A 22,189-nucleotide genomic window follows, 5' to 3' on the forward strand; every position below is an offset into this window, starting at 1 on the left:
TGGGGATCTCTGATGTCTTCTGCAACTGGCGGGACACCCGCACCCGGTCGGCCCGCGCGTGCGGGAACAGAGTCGCACGCCGGAGCCTCCACAGCCGAGAACAACAAGCTCCGGGACTACCTGACGCGAGTCACGGGCGAGCTGCACACGGCCAAGCTGCGGTTGCGCGAGGCCGAGGAGAAGGACTTCGAGCCGGTCGCGATCGTCGGCATGGCCTGCCGCTTCCCCGGAGCGGACTCGCCGGAGTCGTTCTGGCGGATGATCGCCGACGGGGTGGACGGCGTCTCCGAGTTCCCCACGGATCGCGGTTGGGACCTGGATCGGCTGTACAACCCCGATCCCGACAACCTCGGCACCTCCTACGTGCGCAGCGGGGGCTTCCTGGCGGCGGCGGGGGAGTTCGACGCCGAGCTGTTCGGGATCTCCCCACGCGAAGCCCTCGCCATGGACCCGCAGCAGCGGCTGCTGCTGGAGACCTCGTGGGAGGCGTTCGAGCGCGCGGGCATCGACCCGACCTCCCTCAAGGGCAGCCGGACCGGAGTTTTCGCGGGCACCAACGGCCAGGACTACGGCCGCACGATCACCGAGCCCATGGAGGGCATCGAGGGCTACCTGGGCACGGGTATCTCCGGCTCGGTGCTGTCCGGCCGACTGTCCTATGTGTTCGGTCTGGAAGGCCCGGCGGTCACCATCGACACCGCGTGCTCGTCGTCGCTGGTGGCGATGCACCTTGCCGTGCAAGCACTTCGCTCCGGTGAGTGCTCGCTCGCGCTCGCCGGTGGCGTCAGCGTGATGTCGGGCCCGGACGCGTTCGTCGAGTTCTCCCGCCAGCGCGGCCTCGCCCGTGACGGCCGCGTGAAGGCGTTCTCGGCGTCCTCCGACGGCACCGGTTGGGGGGAGGGTGCGGGCATGCTGCTGTTGGAGAAGCTCTCCGACGCGCGCCGCAACGGGCACCCCGTGCTGGCCATCCTGCGCGGCTCCGCCGTGAATCAGGACGGAGCCTCCAACGGCCTCACCGCGCCCAACGGGCCGTCGCAACAGCGCGTGATCCGTCAGGCGCTGGCCAACGCACGTTTGTCCACCAAGGACATTGACGCCGTTGACGCGCACGGCACCGGCACCACGCTCGGCGATCCCATCGAGGCTCAGGCGCTGCTCGCCACCTACGGCCAGGGGCGCGCCGAGCCCCTGTGGGTCGGCTCGGTGAAATCCAACATCGGGCACACACAGGCCGCCGCCGGTGTGGCCAGTGTGATCAAGATGGTGATGGCCATCCGGCACGGTGTGCTACCGCAGTCTCTGCACATCGACGCGCCGACGCCACACGTCGACTGGACCGCTGGCGCCGTTTCCCTTCTTTCTACTGCCCGCGACTGGCCTGCGGTGGATCGTCCGCGCCGCGCGGGTGTTTCGTCGTTCGGTATCTCTGGCACGAACTCGCACGTGATCGTCGAGGAGGCGCCTGCCCTTGTTGAGGAGGCGTCGGAGCCGACCGCCTCGCTGCTGGGGTCGCACGTGCCGTGGGTTGTGTCGGGCAAGACGCCGGAGGCTTTGCAGGCGCAGGCCGCTCGCTTGTTGTCCATTGTGGACTCCGTTGACCCGATTGACCTTGGGCGGGCGCTGGCGTCGACGCGGGCTCGGCTGGACCACCGCGCGGTGGCTTTCGGTGTTGAGCAGCTGCGCGCTCTGGCGGACGGCTCGCCGGGTGCGGTGACCGGGCAGGTTACTGGCGGTCAGCTCGCGGTGCTGTTCACCGGCCAGGGATCGCAGCGGCTGGGTATGGGGAAGGCGCTCTACGAGGCTTTCCCGGTGTTCGCCACCGCGTACGACGAAGTGCTGGCGCTGTTGCCTCCGCTCACCGGTGACCTGGATCAGACCGGCAACGCTCAGCCCGCGATCTTCGCACTGGAGGTCGCGCTCTACCGGCTGATCGAGTCCTTGGGCGTGCGCCCAGACTTCCTCGCCGGGCATTCGATCGGTGAGCTGGCCGCCGCGCATGTCGCTGGTGTCTGGTCGTTGGAGGACGCGGCGCGGATCGTGACCGCTCGTGGTCAGCTGATGCAGGCTTTGCCGAGCGGCGGAGCCATGATCGCTGTTCAAGCCACTGAGGATGAGGTTCGTGCTGCGCTCGTCCCGGGCGTGGACATCGCGGCCATCAACGGGCCTCGCGCCGTGGTGATCTCGGGCGTTGAGGAAGCCGTGCTGGCGGTTGCGGCGCAGTTCAAGGAACGCAAGACCAAGCGGCTCTCGGTGTCGCACGCGTTCCACTCCGGCTTGATGGACGGGATGCTGGGGGAGTTCGGGAAGGTCGTTGCATCGGCGACCGCGTCCGCGCCGACCATTCAGATCGTCTCCACGCTGACCGGTCGCGCCGCGAGCACCGAAGAACTGTCCTCTGTGGACTACTGGGTTCGGCACGTCCGTGAGTCGGTGCGCTTCGCCAATGCCGTTGTCACGCTTGGCGAGGCCGGGGTCACGAAGTTCCTGGAGCTTGGCCCGGACGGCGTGCTCTCCGCTGCGGGCGCGGACAGCGCCGACGGCACGTTCATCGCCGTGCTGCGCAAGGACCGCGACGAGCCGCAGACCTTCGTGAACGCTCTGGCCTCGCTGTTCGTCGACGGTGGCACCGTCGACTGGGCGGCGGCCTTCGAAGGCCCGGCCCGTCATGTCGACCTACCGACTTACGCCTTCCAGCGTCGCCACTACTGGCTGCCGATGCAGCGCGCCACTGGCGACGCGTCCGGACTGGGCCTCGGTTCGCTCGATCACCCGTTGCTCGGTGCGTCCGTGTCTTTGGCCGACGCTGATGGATTCCTGTTCACGGGGCGGCTTTCCACCTCCACGCACTCGTGGCTGGCCGATCACGTGGTACTGGGCCGCGTTGTGGTACCCGGTACCGCGTTGGTCGAGCTGGCTGTGCGCGCCGCCGACGAGGTGGGTTGCGGCGTCCTCGAAGAGCTGACGTTGCAGGCCCCGCTCGTGCTGCCGGAGGAAGGCGGCGTTCAGGTCCAGCTGGCCGTCGCAGCTCCTGACGAAGCCGGGCGTCGCACGCTGACCCTGCACTCTCGTCGTGATGACGGCGCGTGGACCTTGCACGCCATCGGCTCTGTCACGCCTTCTGCGGCTCCGGCGGACTTCTCGCTCGCGGAGTGGCCGCCCGCCGGGGTCACCGCGGCCGCTGTCGAGTCGCTGTACGACGACTTCGACGCCACAGGTCTGAGCTATGGCCCGGCCTTCCGTGGTCTGACCGCCGCGTGGACCCGGGATGAGGAGATCTTCGCCGAGGTCGAGCTGCCCGAAGCCGTTCAGGGTGAGGCGGGCAAGTTCGGCCTGCACCCGGCGCTGCTGGACGCCGCGCTGCACTCGCTCGTGGTCGGCGAATCATCCGGCTCGGGGGCAAGGCTGCCATTCGCGTGGAGTGGCGTGTCGCTGCACGCTTCCGGAGCTTCCGCGCTGCGTGTGCACGTCAAGATCACCGGCAAGGACGTTGTGTCCCTACGGGTTGCGGACACCACGGGCGCTCCAGTGGCCACCGTGGACTCTCTCGCCCTGCGCGCGGTGTCGGCCGAGCAGATCCAGGCGGCGGGTGCCGGCGAGCAGGACTCGCTCTACCGCGTCGACTGGGCTCAGGTTCCGCTCGCTCAGGGGGCAGCGCCCGCCTACGCGGTTCACCGCGTTGTCGGCGAGGACGGCGACGTCGTCAGCGCCACGCACACGGCCACTCACGACGTGTTGCGCGTGCTCCAGGATTTCCTTGCTGCTGAAGGAGAATCCAAGCTCGTCATCCACACCACCGGCGCGGTCATGGACGTCACCGACCTCCCCGCCGCCGCGGTGTGGGGCATGGTGCGCGTCGCGCAGGCGGAGAGCCCGGACCGCATCGTGTTGATCGACGCGCCGGACACCGCCAAGTTCGACGAGATCGTCGCCAGCGGTGAAGCCCAGGCCGCGGTGCGCGGTGCCGAGGTGTTCGTGCCGCGCTTGACCACGATGGCGGGCAGTGGCGTGATCGTCCCGCCCGCCGAGGGGACCTGGCGCCTGGGCATGTCGGGCAAGGGCACCCTGGACCACTTGGTACTGGAGCCCATCGAGCGGAAGCCGTTGGAGCCGACGCACGTGCGCATCGGCGTGCGCGCGGCCGGGGTGAACTTCCGCGACGTGCTCAACGTCCTCGGCATGTACCCGGGTGACGCCGGACTGCTCGGCAACGAGGTCGCCGGTGTCGTGACCGAGGTCGGCTCCGACGTCACCGACCTCGCGCCCGGCGACAAGGTCATGGGTCTGGCGTTCGGCGGGATCGGGCCGATGGCGGTCACCGACCGGCCGATGCTGACCCGCGTGCCGAATGGCTGGAGCTTCGAGGAAGCCGCCTCCGTGCCGCTGGTCTTCCTCACCGCGTACTACGGGCTGCGCGACCTCGGCGGTCTGAAGGCGGGCGAGTCGGTGCTGATCCACGCCGCCGCCGGTGGTGTCGGCATGGCCGCGACGCAGATCGCCAAGCACCTGGGTGCGACCGTCTACGGCACGGCCAGCAAGGGCAAGTGGCACGTGCTGCGAGAGCAGGGGATCGAGCACATCGCGTCCTCGCGCACGACGGACTTCGAGCAGGAGTTCCTGTCCATTTCGGACGGTCGCGGCGTTGACGTGGTGCTGGACGCGCTCGCGGGCGAGTTCGTGGACGCGTCGCTGCGGTTGATGCCGCGCGGTGGTCGCTTCCTGGAGATGGGCAAGACCGACATCCGCGAGCAGGATGAGATCGACAAGCAGTACCCGGGCGTGGAGTACCAGGCTTTTGACCTGATCGAGGCCGAGGCGTCGCGGGTCGCGTCGATGTGGGCCGAGCTGATCGAGCTGTTCGACGCGGGCGTCCTGAAGCCGCTGCCGATCAAGACCTGGGACGTCCGCCGCGCTCCCGAAGCGTTCCGGTTCATCAGTCAGGCCAAGCACATCGGCAAGGTCGTCCTGACGGTTGAGCGCGGTCTCGACCCCGAGGGCACCGTGCTGATCACCGGTGGCACCGGTGGCCTCGGGAAGCTCTTCGCGCGGCACATGATCACCTCCCACGGCGTGAAGAACCTCGTGCTGACCAGCCGTCGTGGCGCGGACGCGCCCGGTGCCTCCGCGCTCGTCGAGGAGTTGTCCTCGCTCGGCGCTTCCGTGCGCGTCGCTGCCTGCGACGTCGCCGACCGGGACGCTGTCTCGGTTCTGCTGGGTGGCATTCCGGACCTGACCGGCGTGATCCACACGGCCGGTGTGCTCGACGACGGCATGATCACCTCGCTCACCCCGGAGCGCGTCGACACCGTTTTCGGGCCGAAGGTCGACGCGGCGTGGCACCTGCACGAGCTGACCCGTGACCGTGACCTCGCGATGTTCGCGCTGTTCTCGTCGGCGGCCGGGCTGCTCGGCAACCCCGGACAGGGCAACTACACGGCTGCCAACGGGTTCCTGGACGCGCTCGCTTCGCACCGCCGTGACCAGGGACTTCCGGCGCAGTCGCTGGCGTGGGGCCTGTGGGTCGGCGGCATGGCGGGCACGCTGTCCGAGGCCGAGCTGGCGCGGATGAAGGGCTCCGGTACCGGCGCGCTGACTCATGAAGAGGGCGTCGAGCTGTTCGACGCCGCGCACGCGACGGGCCTTTCCGTGGCGGCGCCGATGAAGCTGGACCTGCCGGAGCTGGAGGCGTTCGCGCGCACGGCTTCGCTGCCGCCCCTGCTGCGCGGTCTCGTGCGGGGGACGCGTCGCGCCGCGCAGTCGGGGGAGGCACAGGGATCGTCGCTGGCGAAGCGCCTCGCTGGGCTGACCGAGGCCGAGCAGGACCGCTTGCTGCTGGATCTCGTGCGGACGCAGGTCGCGTTGGTACTGGGTCACGTCACGCCGGAGACGGTCGAGCCGGGCCGCGGCTTCATGGAGATCGGCTTCGACTCGCTGACCGCCGTCGAGCTGCGCAACCGCCTCGGCGCCGTGACGGGGCTGCGCCTGCCGTCGACGCTGATCTTCGACTACCCGACACCGGTCGCGCTGACGGGTTACGTGCGCTCCGAGCTGATCGGCGCCGCGGGACTGGCCACCGTGGTCAAGTCCACGGCTGCGAGCGACGAGCCGATCGCGATCGTGGCCACGGCGCTGCGCTACCCCGGCGGCATCAACACGCCGGATGACCTGTGGCGCTTCGTCATGGGCGGCGAGCACGCGATCACGGACTTCCCGACCGACCGCGGCTGGGATCTGGACGGCCTGTTCAGCACGGAGCCGGGCAGGCAGGGCACGTCCTACGCCAAGACCGGTGGCTTCCTGCACGAGGCCGCCGAGTTCGACCCGGAGTTCTTCGGGATCTCCCCGCGCGAGGCCCTGGCAATGGACCCGCAGCAGCGCCTCATGCTGGAGGTGTCGTGGGAGGCCATGGAGCGCGCCGGGATCGACCCCGCTTCCTTGAAGGGCTCGGCGACCGGCGTCTTCGCGGGTGTGATCTACAACGACTACGCCTCGCGCCTGAACGCGGTACCAGAAGAGATCGAGGGTTTTCTGGGCACGGGTGCCTCCATGAGCATCCTGTCCGGCCGCGTCGCGTACACCTTCGGCTTCGAGGGCCCCGCCATCTCCATCGACACCGCGTGCTCGTCGTCGCTGGTCGCGATGCACCTTGCAGCGCAGGCACTGCGCAGCGGGGAGTGCGATCTCGCGCTGGCGGGTGGTGTGACGGTGATGTCGGTGCCGGATCCGTTCATCGACTTCAGCAAGCAGAACGGCCTCGCGCCGAACGGGCACTGCAAGTCCTTCTCGTCCTCGGCTGACGGCACCGCGTGGTCGGAGGGCGCGGGCTTGGTGATGCTGGAGCGCCTGTCCGATGCGCAGCGCAACGGCCGCCAGATCCTTGCTGTGTTGCGGAGTTCCGCCGTCAACCAGGACGGCGCGTCCAGCGGCCTGACCGCGCCGAACGGCCCGTCGCAGCAGCGCGTCATCCGCCAGGCGCTCGCCAACGGCGGACTGTCCACTTCGGACGTTGACGCCGTCGAGGCGCACGGCACCGGCACCAAGCTCGGTGACCCCATCGAGGCTCAGGCGATCCTCGCCACCTACGGCCAGGACCGCCCGGCGGACCTGCCGCTGTGGCTCGGCTCGATCAAGTCCAACCTCGGCCACACGCAGGGCGCCGCGGGCGTCATCAGCGTGATCAAGATGGTGGAGGCCATCCGGCGCGGAGTGCTGCCGCGCTCGCTGCACATCGACGAGCCCACGCCGCAGGTCGAATGGTCCTCGGGCGCGGTTTCGCTGCTCACCGAGCCGGTTTCGTGGCCTGAGGTCGAGCGTCCGCGCCGTGCCGGTGTCTCGTCCTTCGGCATGAGCGGCACGAACGCGCACGTGATCATCGAGCAGGCTCCCGTCGTGGTGGAGTCCGAGGTCGAGCGCGTCGCTCCTGCAGTCCTCGCCTGGCCGCTGTCCGCGCGTACGTCCGACGCGCTCCCGGCACAGGCCGCGAAGCTGCGGGACTACCTCGCAGACGCTGACCTCGACTCGCTCGACGTGGCGTTCTCGCTGGTCAACAAGCCTCGCCACGACCATCGCGCTGCCGTCGTCGGTGCTTCCCGCGATGAGCTGCTGTCCGCCTTGGCGATGCTGGCTGACGGGGAAGCTCCTGTGCGGGGGCGCGTGGGCAGCGGCCCGGTCGCCTTCCTGTTCACCGGCCAGGGCTCGCAGCGGGTCGGCATGGGGGAGGCGCTGTACGCCGCGTACCCGGTGTTCGCCGCCGCGTACGACGAAGTCCGGGCGCTGCTGCCTGCTCTGTCCGATGACTTGGACCAGACGGGGAACGCGCAGCCCGCTCTGTTCGCGCTCGAAGTGGCGCTGTATCGGCTTGTTGAGTCGTGGGGTGTGCGTCCGGACTTCCTGGTTGGGCATTCGATCGGTGAGCTGGCCGCCGCGCACGTCGCGGGTGTCTGGTCGTTGGAGGACGCGGCGCGGATCGTGACCGCTCGTGGTCAGCTGATGCAGGCTTTGCCCAGCGGCGGAGTCATGATCTCGATCCAGGCTGCTGAGGACGAGGTCCGCGCGGCGCTTGTGCCGGGTGTGGACATCGCGGCGATCAACGGTCCGCGCTCGGTCGTGATCTCCGGCGACGCTTCGGCTGCTTCGAGCGTCGCTTCGCGTTTCGAGAAGACCAAGCGGCTGAAGGTTTCGCACGCGTTCCACTCGGCGCACATGGACGGGATGCTGGCGGAGTTCCGCGCGGTTCTGGAGTCCGTGAGGTACTCCGAGCCGACGATTCCGCTGGTGTCCAACGTGACCGGCGCTATCGGTACCTCGGTGACCGAGCCGGAGTACTGGGTGCGGCACGTCCGCGACGCGGTGCGCTTCGCCGACGGAATGGCTGCCTTGGAGGCGGCCGGAGTTCAGCGCTTCGTCGAGCTGGGCCCGGACGGCACGCTCTCCGCGATGGGCGCGGGTTGCGTGGCCGACGGCGTGTTCATTCCGTTGCTGCGCAAGGATCGTGACGATCTTGTCAGTGCGACGACCGCGCTCGCTGCCTTGGACGCCAACGGGATCGACATCGACTGGGCGGCGATCTACGCCGACACCGGAGCGCAGCGCGTCGACCTGCCGACCTATGCCTTCCAGCACAAGCGTTACTGGGTGAACTCGCCGTCGACTCCTGGCGACGCCACCGGTCTCGGACTTGGCGCGGCGGAGCACCCGTTGCTCGGCGCGCTCGTCACGCTGCCCGACAGCGACGGCCTCGTGCTGACCGGGCGTCTGTCGCTTGACTCGCACCGCTGGCTCGCCGACCACGCTGTCATGGGCTCGGTTCTGTTGCCCGGAACGGCTTTCGTTGAGCTTGCCGTGCGCGCGGGCGATGAACTCGGCCTGGGCTCGGTTCGCGACCTGACGTTGCAGGCACCGCTGGTCTTGCCGGAGAGCGGTGGTGTGCAGCTGCGGCTCACGCTCGACCCCGCGAATCGTTCCTTGTCGATCTACTCACGTTTGCAGGACGCCGTCGGAGAGCCGTGGACGCTGCACGCCACCGGTGTGCTCGGCGACGCGGGCGCTGCCGACTTCGACCTGGCCGAGTGGCCGCCCACTGGCGTGACCGCGATCGACGTCAGCGGTTTCTACGCGGACGCTGCTGGTGCCGGGCTTTCGTACGGCCCGGTGTTCCAGGGGTTGAGCGCGGCGTGGCGGCGCGGCGAGGAGATCTTCGCCGAGGTCGCGCTGCCGGAGAACACCTCGGCGGACGGCTTCGGGCTGCACCCGGCGTTGCTGGACGCGGCTCTGCACGCGATCGGCCTCGACGGCCAAGAGCAGGCGCGGCTTCCCTTTGCGTGGAGCGGGGTTTCGCTGTACGCCGAGGGAGCCACGGCGCTGCGCGTGCGCGTCACTCCGGCGGGCTCGGGCGTTCGGCTTCAGCTCGCGGACGGCACCGGAGCGCCGGTCGCATCGGTCGATGCCCTTGCGCTGCGGGCGGTTTCGGCGGATCAGTTCCGCGCTCGGATCGATTCGCTGTACTCGCTCGACTGGATTCCGGTTGTGGCCTCCGGCGAGGTGTCCGCGCAGGTTCACTTTGCGGAGGGCGTGCACGAAACCCTTGGTGTGCTTCAGGAATGGCTCGCTGGAGACGACTCGCCGCTGGTGATTCGCACGGAGGGCTTCGCCACCGATCCGGATGTGGCGGCGGTGTGGGGCCTCGTGCGCTCCGCGCAGTCCGAGCACCCCGGGCGGTTCGTGCTGGTCGACGGCCCCGCGTCGGCGGTCGGCGCGGCGGTGTCCACCGGTGAGCCGCAGGTCGTTGTCCGCGACGGAGAGCTGTTCGTGCCGCGCCTCGTTCGCGCTGCGGTTCCGGAGAACACCGACTGGACGGTGTCGGGGACAGCGCTGATCACAGGTGGCACCGGCGGGCTCGGTGCTGTGGTGGCCAAGCACCTCGTGACCGCGCGTGGAGCCCGCGACCTGGTGCTGACCAGCCGTCGTGGTGCTGACGCGCCTGGCGTCTCGTCCCTGATCGAGGAGCTGAGTGACCTCGGTGCCTCGGTTCGGGTCGAAGCCTGCGATGTTGCTGACCGGGAAGCGCTTTCGGCTCTGTTGAGCGGAATTTCGAACCTCACCACCGTGGTGCACGCGGCCGGTGTGCTGGACGACGGCGTGATCACCGCGCTCACCCCTGCGCGGCTGGACGCCGTGCTCGGGCCGAAGGCGGTCGCCGCGCGGAACCTGCACGAGCTGACGGAGAACCTGGAGCAGTTCATCCTGTTCTCGTCGGTCTCCGGTGTGCTCGGTGGGCCTGGCCAGGGCAACTACGCCGCCGCCAACGCCTACCTGGACGCACTCGCCGCGCTCCGGGCGGAGCAGGGCCTGCCCGCGACCTCGGTCGCCTACGGCCTGTGGACCACGGGCATGGGCAGCACGATCGACCTCGCGCACACCGGCTTCGCCGCGCTGGAGCCCACCGAGGCGCTGGCCCTGCTGGACGCCGCTTGCGCAGGTGGGAACCCCTTGACGGTTCCCGTCAAGCTCAACCTGCCCGCGCTGCGCAACGGCGACGTGCCGCACACGCTGCGCTCGCTCGTGCGCGTCAGCAACCGCCGCGCGGCGCAGGCCCCGGAAGCCGCCGGGTTGCGGCAGCGCCTCGCGGGCCTGTCGGACGCGGAGCAGGAGCGGGTGATCGTCGAGCTGATCCGCACCCAGGCCGCACTGATCCTCGGCCACGACCCGGCCGCGATCGAGGCGGAGCGCGCCTTCAGCGACGTCGGCTTCGACTCGCTGACCGCCGTTGAGCTGCGCAACCGGGTCGGTGGCACAACGGGTCTGCCGCTGCCCGCCACGCTGATCTTCGACTACCCGACGCCGCTCGACCTCGCGCGCTACGTGCGCACCGAGCTGCTGGGCGAGATCGCCGAGGTCTCCGCTGTCGCGGCGGTCGGCTCGGACGAGCCCATCGCGATCGTCGGCATGGGCTGCCGCTACCCGGGCGGGGTCACCACGCCGGAGGAGCTGTGGCAGCTCGTGGCATCCGGTACCGACGGGGTCTCGATGTTCCCGACCGATCGCGGTTGGGACTTGGAGAACCTGTACCACCCGGACCCCGACCACCAAGGAACTTCGTACACGCGCGAGGGCGGCTTCCTGCACGAGGCGGCCGAGTTCGACCCCGAGTTCTTCGGGATCTCGCCGCGCGAGGCGCTCGCGATGGACCCGCAGCAGCGACTGCTGCTGGAGGTGTCGTGGGAGGCCATGGAGCGCGCGGGTGTCGACCCCGCTTCGCTGAAGGGCTCTTCGACCGGCGTCTTCGCGGGCGTCATGTACTACGACTACGGCTCTCGGCTGACCACCGTGCCGGACGGGGTCGAAGGCTTCCTCGGCACGGGCACGTCGGGCAGCATCCTCTCCGGCCGCGTCGCGTACACCTTCGGCTTCGAGGGACCGGCGGTTTCAGTTGATACCGCGTGCTCTTCGTCGCTCGTCGCGCTGCACTGGGCCGCACAGGCGCTCCGCTCCGGCGAGTGCTCGATGGCGCTGGCCGGTGGTGTCACCGTGATGTCCACTCCGGACACCTTCATCGGGTTCTCGCGTCAGCGCGGCCTCGCCGCCGATGGCCGTTGCAAGTCCTTCGGCGCGGGCGCTGACGGCACCGGTTGGGCTGAGGGCGCGGGCATGCTCGTGCTGGAGAAGCTCTCCGACGCCGTCCGCAACGGCCACCCCGTGCTCGCGGTGGTACGCGGTTCCGCGTTGAACCAGGACGGTGCTTCCAACGGTCTCACCGCGCCCAACGGCCCTTCCCAGCAACGAGTCATCCGTCAGGCTCTGGCCAACGCGGGCATCACTTCCTCCGATGTGGACCTGATCGAGGCGCACGGCACCGGCACCGTCCTCGGCGACCCGATCGAGGCGCAGGCCGTGCTGTCCACCTACGGCCAGGACCGCTCCGCGCCCGTGTGGATGGGCTCCATCAAGTCCAACATCGGCCACACCCAGGCCGCGGCCGGCGTCGGCGGCATCATCAAGGTCGTCAAGGCCATCGAGCACGGCCTGATGCCGCAGAGCCTGCACCTCGGAGAGCTGTCGCCGCACGTCGACTGGTCCTCCGGCGACGTCTCCTTGCTGACTTCGGCCCAGACCTGGCCCGATGTGGACCGCCCCCGCCGCGCCGCCGTCTCCTCCTTCGGCATCTCCGGCACCAACGCCCACGTCATCATCGAGCAACCCCCCGCTTTAGCCCTGAACGACCCGTTTGGTGCGTCTAACGCACTAAACGACCCGTTGAGGGCTCCCAACGCACTGAACGGGTCGTTCAGCTCCTCCAACGCGTCAAAGGAGGCGTTGGCGGGGGATGAGCAGCTGGTGCTCGTGGTTTCTGGGCGCAGCGAGGAGGCGGTGCAGGGGCAGGCGGCGAAGCTGAAGGGGTTCCTGGACGGGGACACCGAAGCCCGGCTCAACGATGTGGCGGTGTCGTTGGCGGCGAAGCCGCATCACGAGTTCCGCGCGGCGGTCACGGGGCAGCGGGACGAGCTGTTGGCGGGGCTGGCGGCGTTGGCGGCGGGCGAGCCTGCGGTGAACGTGCTCCGGGGCACCGCGACCGCAGGACGGCTCGCGATGCTGTTCACGGGGCAAGGCTCGCAGCGCGCGGGCATGGGGCGGCAGCTGTACGACGCCTTCCCGGTGTTCGCCGAAGCATACGACGCGGTTCGAAAGCACCTTCCCGCGATCGATGACGGTGAGCTGGACCAGACGGGGAACGCGCAGCCTGCGTTGTTCGCGCTTGAGGTGGCTCTGTATCGGCTGGTGGAGTCGTGGGGTGTGCGTCCGGACTTCCTGGTCGGGCACTCGATCGGTGAGCTGGCCGCCGCGCACGTCGCGGGCGTCTGGTCGCTCGAAGACGCGGCGAAGATCGTCGAGGCGCGCGGGCGGCTGATGCAGGCTCTGCCCAGTGGCGGAGCCATGATCTCGATCCGCGCGACCGAAGCGGACGTGCTGCCGCACCTCAACGACAAGGTCGGCATCGCGGCGATCAACGGGCCGGAGTCCGTGGTGATCTCCGGTGACGCGAAGGCCGCGAAGAAGATCGCGAAGAACTTCGCGAAGACCAAGCAGTTGGCCGTCTCGCACGCGTTCCACTCCGCGCACATGGACGGCATGCTGACGGAGTTCCGCGCGGTACTGGAGTCCGTGAGGTACTCCGAGCCGACGATTCCGGTGGTGTCCAACGTGACCGGGTGCTTGGCCGACCAGGTCACCGAGCCGGAGTACTGGGTGCGGCACGTCCGCGAGGCGGTGCGCTTCGCCGACGGCATGAGCTGGCTGGCCGCCGAAGGCGTGACGCGCTTCCTGGAGCTGGGGCCGGACGGCACGCTCTCCGGCATGGGCGCGAACTGCGTCGACGGGCTCTTCGTCCCGTTGCTGCGCAAGGACCGCGCGGAGGACGCGTCGGCGCGCACCGCCGTCGCCGAGCTGCACAACCACGGCGTCAAGATCGACTGGACGGCGTTGCTCCAGGGTGCGCGGATCGACCTGCCGACGTACGCCTTCCAGCACAAGCACTACTGGCTGAACTCTGCCGACGCCGCGGCCGACGTGGCTTCTGCCGGGCTGGAGTCGCCGGACCACCCGCTGCTGGGCGCGGCGGTCTCGCTCGCCGACGGGGACGGATTCCTGTTCACCGGGCGGATCTCGCGCGGGACCCACCCCTGGCTGGCCGACCACGCCGTCATGGGAACCGTGTTGGTACCGGGTACCGCGCTGGTGGAACTGGCCGTGCGTGCCGGGGACGAAGCCGGTTGCGGAGTGCTGGAGGAACTGACCCTTCAGGCGCCGCTGGTGCTCGCGGACTCCGCGCCGGTGCTGTTGCAGGTCGCGGTCGGCGCGCTCGACGCGTCGCAACGCCGTTCCGTCGCGATCTTCTCCCGCCAGGGCGACGCGCCATGGACCGAACACGCGGCCGGTGTGCTGGCTCCTGCGGGGCCGCCGCCGTCCTTCAGCCTGGCGCAGTGGCCGCCCGCCGGGGCCACCGCCGTGGACCTCAGCGACGTCTACGAGAAGCTGGCGACGAGCGGTCTGGAGTACGGGCCGCTGTTCCAGGGACTGAGGTCCGTGTGGACCTCCGACCAGGAGGTGTACGCGGAGGTCGCGCTGCCCGAGGACACCGACGTGCGCCGGTTCGGTGTGCACCCCGCGCTGCTGGACGCCGTGCTGCACGCGATCGGCTTCAGCGAGACCGGGCGTGAGGCTTCGGGGGCCATGCTTCCCTTCGCCTTCAACGGTGTCTCGCTGCACGCCACGGGCGCGACGGCGGTCCGGGTGCGCATCACCCCCGCTGACGGAACTCCCGGAGGCTTCCGCCTGGAGATCGCCGATGGTGCGGGCGCTCCCGTCGCCGAGGTCGATTCCCTTGTCCTGCGGCCGATCTCGCAGGACCAGCTCAAGGCGGCCGGTCCGTCCGAACAGGACTGGATGTTCCGCGTCGACTGGACGCCGCTCGCGATCGGCGAGCCCGTGGAGTGGATCGCGCACGCCGATCTCACCGATCTCACCGACGAAACCGTGGTCTACACCGTCGCGCCGAGCACCGGTGACGTGGCCGCCGACGCACGCGCCGTCTCGCACCAGGTGCTGGACGTCGTGCAGGAGTGGCTCGCCGCCGACCACGACGCGACGCTGGTGATCCGCACGAGCGGAGCGGTCGCGGTCGACGCCGACGTGGACGTCACCGACCTCGCCGCCTCCACGGTGTGGGGTCTTGTCCGCTCGGCGCAGTCGGAGAACCCGGGTCGCTTCGTCCTGGTCGACGCCGAGGACGACGCGCTCATCGGAGCGGCGGTCGCCACCGGCGAGCCCCAGATCGCGATCCGCGACGGCGGGCTGTTCGCCTTCCGCATGGCCACCGTGGCCTCCGGAGGATCACTGCTGCCCCCCGCCGGTGAAGCCGCGTGGCGGGTGGACGTGCACACGAAGGGCGCGCTCGACAACCTCGCGCTGCTGCCCGCGCCGGAGATGCTGCGACCGCTCGCGGGTGACGAGGTGCGCATCGGGGTGCGCGCCGCCGGTGTGAACTTCCGCGACGCGCTCAACGTGCTCGGCATGATGGGCGAGGCCGGTATGCCCGGCTACGAGGCGGCGGGCGTCGTCGTCGAAGTTGGCGGCGACGTGACCGATCTGGCCGTCGGCGACAAGGTGATGGGCATGCTCGACGGCGGTTTCGGCCCCGTCACGATCACCGAGCGCAGCAACCTCGCTCGCATCCCGGACGGCTGGTCCTTCGAGGAAGCGGCTTCGGTTCCGCTGGTGTTCCTCACCGCGTACTACGCGTTGCACGATCTCGCTGGTTTGCGTTCTGGCGAGCGGGTTCTCATTCACGCGGCGGCGGGCGGCGTTGGCATGGCCGCCACGCAGATCGCCAGGCACCGTGGTGCCGAGGTCTTCGGTACCGCGAGCACCGCGAAGCAGTATGTGTTGCGGGACAACGGGATCGAGCACATCGGGTCGTCGCGGACGTTGGACTTCGAGCAGGAGTTCCTTGCTGCTACCGGCGGAGAGGGCGTTGACGTCGTTCTCGACGCGCTGGCGGGAGACTTCGTCGACGCGTCGTTGCGCCTGCTGCCGCGTGGTGGGCGTTTCGTGGAGATGGGCAAGACCGACGTTCGCGACAGCGCGGAGGTGGCGGCGAAGCACGAGGGCGTCCGCTACACGGCCTTCGAGGTGTTCGAGGCAGGCCCGCAGCGCATCGCGGCCATGTGGTCGGAGCTGCTGGAGCTGTTCGAGCAGGGCGTGCTCAAGCCGCTGCCGATCCGCACCTGGGACATCCGCGAAGCCCCCAAGGCGTTCCGTTTCATCAGCCAGGCCAAGCACATCGGCAAGCTCGTGCTCACCGTCCCGCGCGAGCTGGACCCGCAGGGCACGGTGCTCGTCACCGGCGGCACCGGCGGGCTCGGCAAGCTCGTGGCGAAGCGCCTGGTCACCGAGCACGGCGTGCAGAACCTGTTGCTGACCAGCCGTCGCGGTGCCGACGCGCCGGGCGCCGCCGAGCTGGTCGCCGAGCTCAACGAGGCTGGAGCCCGGGTCGAGATCGCCGCGTGCGACGCGGCCGACCGCGACTCGCTCAGCGCGCTGCTGAGCGGAATCGGGAACCTGACCGGTGTGGTGCACACCGCCGGTGTGCTCGACGACGGCCTGATCACCGCGCTCACCCCGGAGCGGGTGGACCGGGTGTTCGGCCCGAAGGTCGACGCCGCGTGGAACCTGCACGAGCTGACCGAGGACCGCGACCTCGCGATGTTCGTGGTGTTCTCTTCGGTCTCCGGTGTGCTCGGCGGGGCGGGCCAGGCGAACTACGCCGCCGCCAACACCTTCCTGGACTCCCTGGCGCTGCACCGCCGCGCCAGGGGGCTGGCCGCCACGTCCATCGCCTACGGACTGTGGGCGGACGGCATGGGTGGCGCGGAGGAGGCCGCCCGGATGGGCCGCGACGGCTTCGGCGCGCTGGTTCCCGACGAGGGCCTGGCGCTGTTCGACCTCGCGCTAGCCCACGGCGAGGCCATCGCCGTCCCCGTCAAGGTCGACCTGCCGACGGTGCAGGCCAACGCCCGGACCCAGCCGGTGCCGCACGTGCTGCGCGGACTGGTCCGGGTCTCGGCGCGGCGGGCCGCGCAGGCGGCCGACACCGCCGGTCTGCGGCAGCGCCTGCTCGCGCTGCCCTCGGCCGAGCAGCTGCGCACGTTGGTGGAGATGGTCCGCGGCCGGGCCGCGATGGTCCTCGGCCACGCCGGATCGGACGTCGTCGATCCGGACCGGGCGTTCAACGACATGGGCTTCGACTCGCTCACCGCCGTCGAGCTGCGCAACTCCATCGGCGCCGCGACCGGTCTGCGCCTGCCCGCCACGGTCACCTTCGACTACCCGACCCCGCTGGCGCTCGCGGAGTACGTCCGCTCGGAGCTGCTGGGCTCGGAGACCGTGATCACCGAGGGCTCGGCGTTCACCCGGGACGAGGTGGACGAGCCGATCGCCGTGGTCGCGATGGGCTGCCGCTTCCCCGGTGGCGTCACCACCGCCGAGCAGCTGTGGGAGCTGCTGATGAGCGGCGAGGACGCGATGTCGGGGTTCCCGGACAACCGCGGCTGGGACGTCGAGGGCCTCTACCACCCGGACCCCGACCACCAGGGCACGACGTACTCCACCGAGGGCGGCTTCCTGCACGACGCGGCCGACTTCGACCCGGAGTTCTTCGGCATCAGCCCGCGCGAGGCGCTGGCCGTCGACCCGCAGCAGCGGTTGCTCCTGGAGGTCTCCTGGGAGGCGCTGGAGCGCGCGGGCATCCCGCCGGCCTCGCTCAAGGGCTCGATGAGCGGCGTGTTCGCCGGGGTCATGTACAACGACTACGCCGGGCGGATGAGCCAGATCCCGGACGGTTTCGAGGGCATTCTCGGCACCGGCAGCCTCGGCTCGGTCGCCTCCGGCCGGGTGGCCTACACCTTCGGTTTCGAGGGACCGGCCGTCTCCGTCGACACCGCGTGCTCCTCGTCGCTGGTGGCGGTGCACCTGGCGATGCAGGCGCTGCGCAACGGTGAGTGCGGTCTCGCGCTCGCCGGTGGTGTCACGGTGATGTCCTCGCCGTCGCCGTTCATCGAGTTCTCCCGCCAGCGCGGCCTGGCCTCCGACGGCCGGTGCAAGGCCTTCGCCAACGCCGCCGACGGTGTCGCCTGGTCCGAGGGTGCGGGCATGGTGCTGCTGGAGAAGCTCTCCGACGCCGAGCGCAACGGCCACCCGGTGCTCGCGGTGCTGCGCGGGTCGGCGGTGAACCAGGACGGTGCATCCAACGGCCTTTCCGCGCCGAACGGCCCTTCACAGCAACGGGTCATCCGCCAGGCGCTCGCCAACTCGCGTCTGTCCACTTCGGACGTTGACGCCGTTGAGGCGCACGGCACCGGCACCAGGCTCGGGGACCCGATCGAGGCGCAGGCGCTGATCAACACCTACGGCCAGGACCGGCCGGAGGACCGCCCGCTGCGCATCGGCTCGGTGAAGTCGCACATCGGCCACACCCAGGCAGCCGCCGGTGTCGCCGCGCTGATCAAGATGGTCAAGGCGCTGGAGCACGGCGTGCTGCCGCAGAGCATGCACATCGACGCCCCGTCCCCGCACGTGGACTGGTCGGAGGGCGCGGTCGAACTGCTGTCCGAAGCCGCTCCGTGGGTCGCCGCGCAGGACCGTCCGCGCCGCGCGGGAATCTCCTCGTTCGGCATTTCCGGTACCAACGCGCACGTGATCATCGAGCAGGCCCCTGCGGCGAAGCCGGTGCGCGCCGAGCGGGTCGGGCTCGCGCCTGCGGTGCTGCCGTGGGTGCTCTCCGCTCGGTCGGACGGTGCGCTGCGCGAGCAGGCCGCCCGCCTCCTGTCCTTTGTGGACGGTAAAACCGACCTTGACGTTGCCTACTCGCTCGTGACGACGAGGGCGCGTCTGGACAGCCGTGCCGCAGTGATCGGCAAGGACCACGACGAGCTGCTCGCGGGCCTGACGGCGCTGGCGGGTGGTGAGGCCGCGCCGAACGTCGTGCGCGGTAGCGCCTCCGGCGGACGTCTCGCGATCCTGTTCTCCGGTCAGGGTTCGCAGCGCCTGGGCATGGGAAGCGGCCTGCACGCCGCGTTCCCGGTCTTCGCCGCCGCCTTCGACGAGGTGTGCGAGCTGCTGCCCGGCGTTCGTGAGGTGATCTTCGGTTCGGACGCGGAAGCGTTGGAGCGGACCGGGAACGCTCAGCCCGCGCTGTTCGCGATCGAGGTCGCGCTCTTCCGGCTCTTCGAGTCCTGGGGCGTGCGACCGGACTTCCTGGCGGGCCACTCCATCGGCGAGCTGGCCGCGGCGCACGTGGCCGGGGTCTTCTCGCTGGAGGACGCGGCGCGCTTGGTCGCCGCCCGTGGTCACCTGATGCAGGCGCTTCCCAGCGGTGGAGCCATGATCGCGTTGCAGGCCACGGAGGAGGAGGTGCTGCCGCACCTGAACGATCGGGTCGGTATCGCCGCGATCAACGGCCCCACCGCCGTGGTGATCTCCGGTGCCGAGGACGCGGTGCAGCAGATCGCGGAGGTGTTCGACGGGCAGGGACGCAAGACCAAGCGGTTGGCCGTCTCGCACGCGTTCCACTCGGTGCTGATGGACGACATGCTTGAGGAGTTCCGTCGCGTCGCGGAGTCGATCACCTATGCGGCCCCGCGCATTCCCGTGGTGTCCAACGTGACCGGCGCCCTCGCGACGGACGAGCTGATCGCGAGCCCGGAGTACTGGGTGCGGCACGTTCGCGACGCCGTGCGCTTCGCCGACGGCGTCGTGGCGCTGGAGAACGCCGGTGTGACGCGGTTCCTGGAACTGGGTCCGGACGGCACGCTCTCCGCGATGGGCGCTGCGGCTGCCTCGGAGAAGGCCAGCTTCGTGTCGGCGGCCCGAAAGGACCGCGACGAGGCCCGGACCGCCGTGAGCGCGCTGGCGCACCTGGACGCGCTCGGCGTCGCGGTGGACTGGGACGCCTTCTACGACGGCACCGGTTCGCGGATCGATCTGCCGACCTACGCCTTCCAGCGCAAGACCTACTGGCTGGAGTCGAAGGAGGGCATCGCCGACGCGGCCGACCTCGGTCTGGTCTCGGCGGAGCACGCGCTGCTGGGCGCCTCGGTCGCGCTCGCCGAGGGCGACGGTGCGGTCCTGACCGGCCGGATCTCGCTGGGTACGCACGCGTGGCTGGCCGATCACGCGATCATGGGCCAGGTCCTGGTGCCGGGAACGGCGTTGCTGGACCTGGCGATCCGGGCCGCCGACGAGGTCGGCTGCGCGGCGGTCGATGAGCTGATGCTCCAGTCCCCGCTGGTACTGCCGACCTCCGGCGCGGTAGCGATCCAGGTCACCGTCGGCGAACTGCACGGGGAGCACCGCGCGCTGTCGATCCACTCGCGGCAGCACAACGGCGAGTGGACGCTGCACGCGAGCGGTTCCCTTGCGGTGCAGGACACCTCCACCGCCTTCACCCTCGCGCAGTGGCCTCCGGCCGGAGCGACCGAGGTCGACATCGACGGCGCGTACGAGGGCTTGGCCGAAGCGGGAATGCAGTACGGACCGCAGTTCCAGGGCCTCAAGGCGGCGTGGTCCCGCGACGGCGAGATCTTCGCCGAGGTCGCTCTCCCCGGCACCGACGTGAAGGGTTTCGGCCTGCACCCGGCGTTGCTGGACTCGGCCCTGCACGCGATCGGCTTCACCGGCGGTTCCTCCTCGGCCCGCCTGCCGTTCGCGTGGAACGGAGTCTCACTGCACGCCACGGGCGCCAGTTCGCTGCGGGTCCGGATCGCACCGACCGGCGGTGACTCCGTCTCGCTGGAGATCGCCGACGGCGTTGGTACCCCGGTCGCCTCGGTGGAGTCCTTGGCGCTGCGCGAGGTCACGGCCGCTCAGCTCGCATCGGCCAACCGCGAGTCGCTCTTCCAGCTCGTGTGGCGGCCGGTGAAGTCGGCCGCCGAGGTGCCCTGGGTGTCCTATGAGGACCTCGACGGGGGAGAAGTCCCTCCGGTCGTGGTGCTCTCGGTGGACGGCAGGGGCGACGACGTGGTCGCCGAGGCGCACGCCTGCACCCGCCGGGCCCTGGAGGTCGCTCAGGAATGGATCGCCTCGGACAACGAGTCGATCCTGGTGATCCGCACCGTCGGAGCGACCGGCGGCGGCGACATCGCGGCGGCCACAGCGCTCGGCCTGCTGCGTTCGGCGCAGACGGAGAGCCCGGACCGGATCGTCCTGGTGGACACCGATACCGACGCCGATGACCTGATCGGTGCGGCGGTTGGCACCGGGGAGAGCCAGATCGCGGTGCGCGACGGCGAGTTCCGCGCGCCCCGCCTCGTCAAGGCGGCGGCGCCCGAGGGAGAGGCCGCCGACTGGACGGGCACGGTCCTGATCACGGGCGGCACCGGCGGCCTCGGCGGCAAGCTGGCCGCGCACCTGGTGACCGAGCACGGTGTCGGTGACCTGGTGCTCACCAGCCGCCGCGGCGAGAGCGCGCCCGGTGCGCTGGAACTCAGGACCACACTGGAGGAACTCGGTGCCACCGTGACCATCGCGGCGTGCGACGCGGCGGACCGGGATTCCCTCAGCGCGCTGCTGAGCACCATCCCGAACCTGACCGGCGTGATCCACGCCGCGGGTGTGCTGGACGACGGCGCGATCAGCTCGCTCACCCCGGAGCGGGTGGACGCGGTGCTGCGGGCCAAGGTCGACGCCGCGTGGAACCTGCACGAGCTGACCGGGGACCTGGCGCACTTCGTGCTCTTCTCCAGCTTCGCCGGTGTGGTCGGCGCGCCGGGGCAGGGCAACTACGCGGCGGCCAACTCCTTCCTCGACGCGCTGGCGACCAAGAGGCGCGCTTCCGGCCTCGCGGCCACCTCGCTCGCGTGGGGCCTGTGGGCCGACGGCATGGGCGGTGCGAAGGAAGCCGCACGCATGGGCCGGGACGGGTTCGGCGCGCTCGGAATCGAGGAGGGCATGGCGCTCTTCGATGCCGCTCTCGCGCACGGCGAGCCCGTCGTGGTGCCGGTCAAGCTCGACGTGAGCAAGCTCGGCGCGGTGCCGCCGCTGCTGCGGGAACTGGTCCGCGCTCCGGGACGGAGGCTCGCGCAGGCCGCGGCCGAAGGCCAGGCTGACGCGCTCAAGCAGCGGCTGGCCGGGCTCTCCGACGCCGAGGCGCTGGAGGTGCTCGTCGACCTGGTGCGCACGCAGGTGGCCGCGGTGCTCGGCCACGCCTCCGCCGAGGAGATCGAGCCGGGCCGGGCCTTCAACGACCTGGGCTTCGACTCGCTCACGGCGGTGGAGCTGCGCAACTCCCTCGGCGCGGCGACCGGTCTGCGGTTGCCGACGACGCTGGTGTTCGACTACCCGGCGCCGGACGCGCTGGCGAAGTACCTCCAGGCCGAGGTCGTCCCGGCGGCGCCGAGCGGAGCGCCGGTGGTCTCGGAGATCGCCAAGCTGGAAGCGCTGCTGTCCTCCACCGATCCCGCGTCGACCGGCTCGGAGGACGTCGAACACCGGCTGCGGTCCCTGGTGGCCCTGTGGGAGGAGCGCACGCGCGCGGCACGGGGCACGGCTCACTCCGACGACAACGCCGACCTCGACTCGGTGAACAGCATGGACGACATCTTCCAGCTCCTCGACGACGAGCTCGGCGCATCCTGAAGGAGTC

Annotated in this window: 1 protein-coding gene; it reads left to right on the forward strand. The window is 70.3% G+C overall.

The features are described 5' to 3' along the window. The first annotated feature begins 12 nt into the window (after positions 1 to 12). Positions 13 to 22,182: an SDR family NAD(P)-dependent oxidoreductase gene (locus tag ABD798_RS00765; protein WP_344870452.1), complete on the forward strand. Its 22,170-nt coding sequence runs from the start codon at positions 13 to 15 to the stop codon at positions 22,180 to 22,182. The last annotated feature ends 7 nt before the right edge of the window (positions 22,183 to 22,189 follow it).

Source organism: Allokutzneria multivorans (assembly GCF_039537405.1).
GTDB lineage: Bacteria > Actinomycetota > Actinomycetes > Mycobacteriales > Pseudonocardiaceae > Allokutzneria > Allokutzneria multivorans.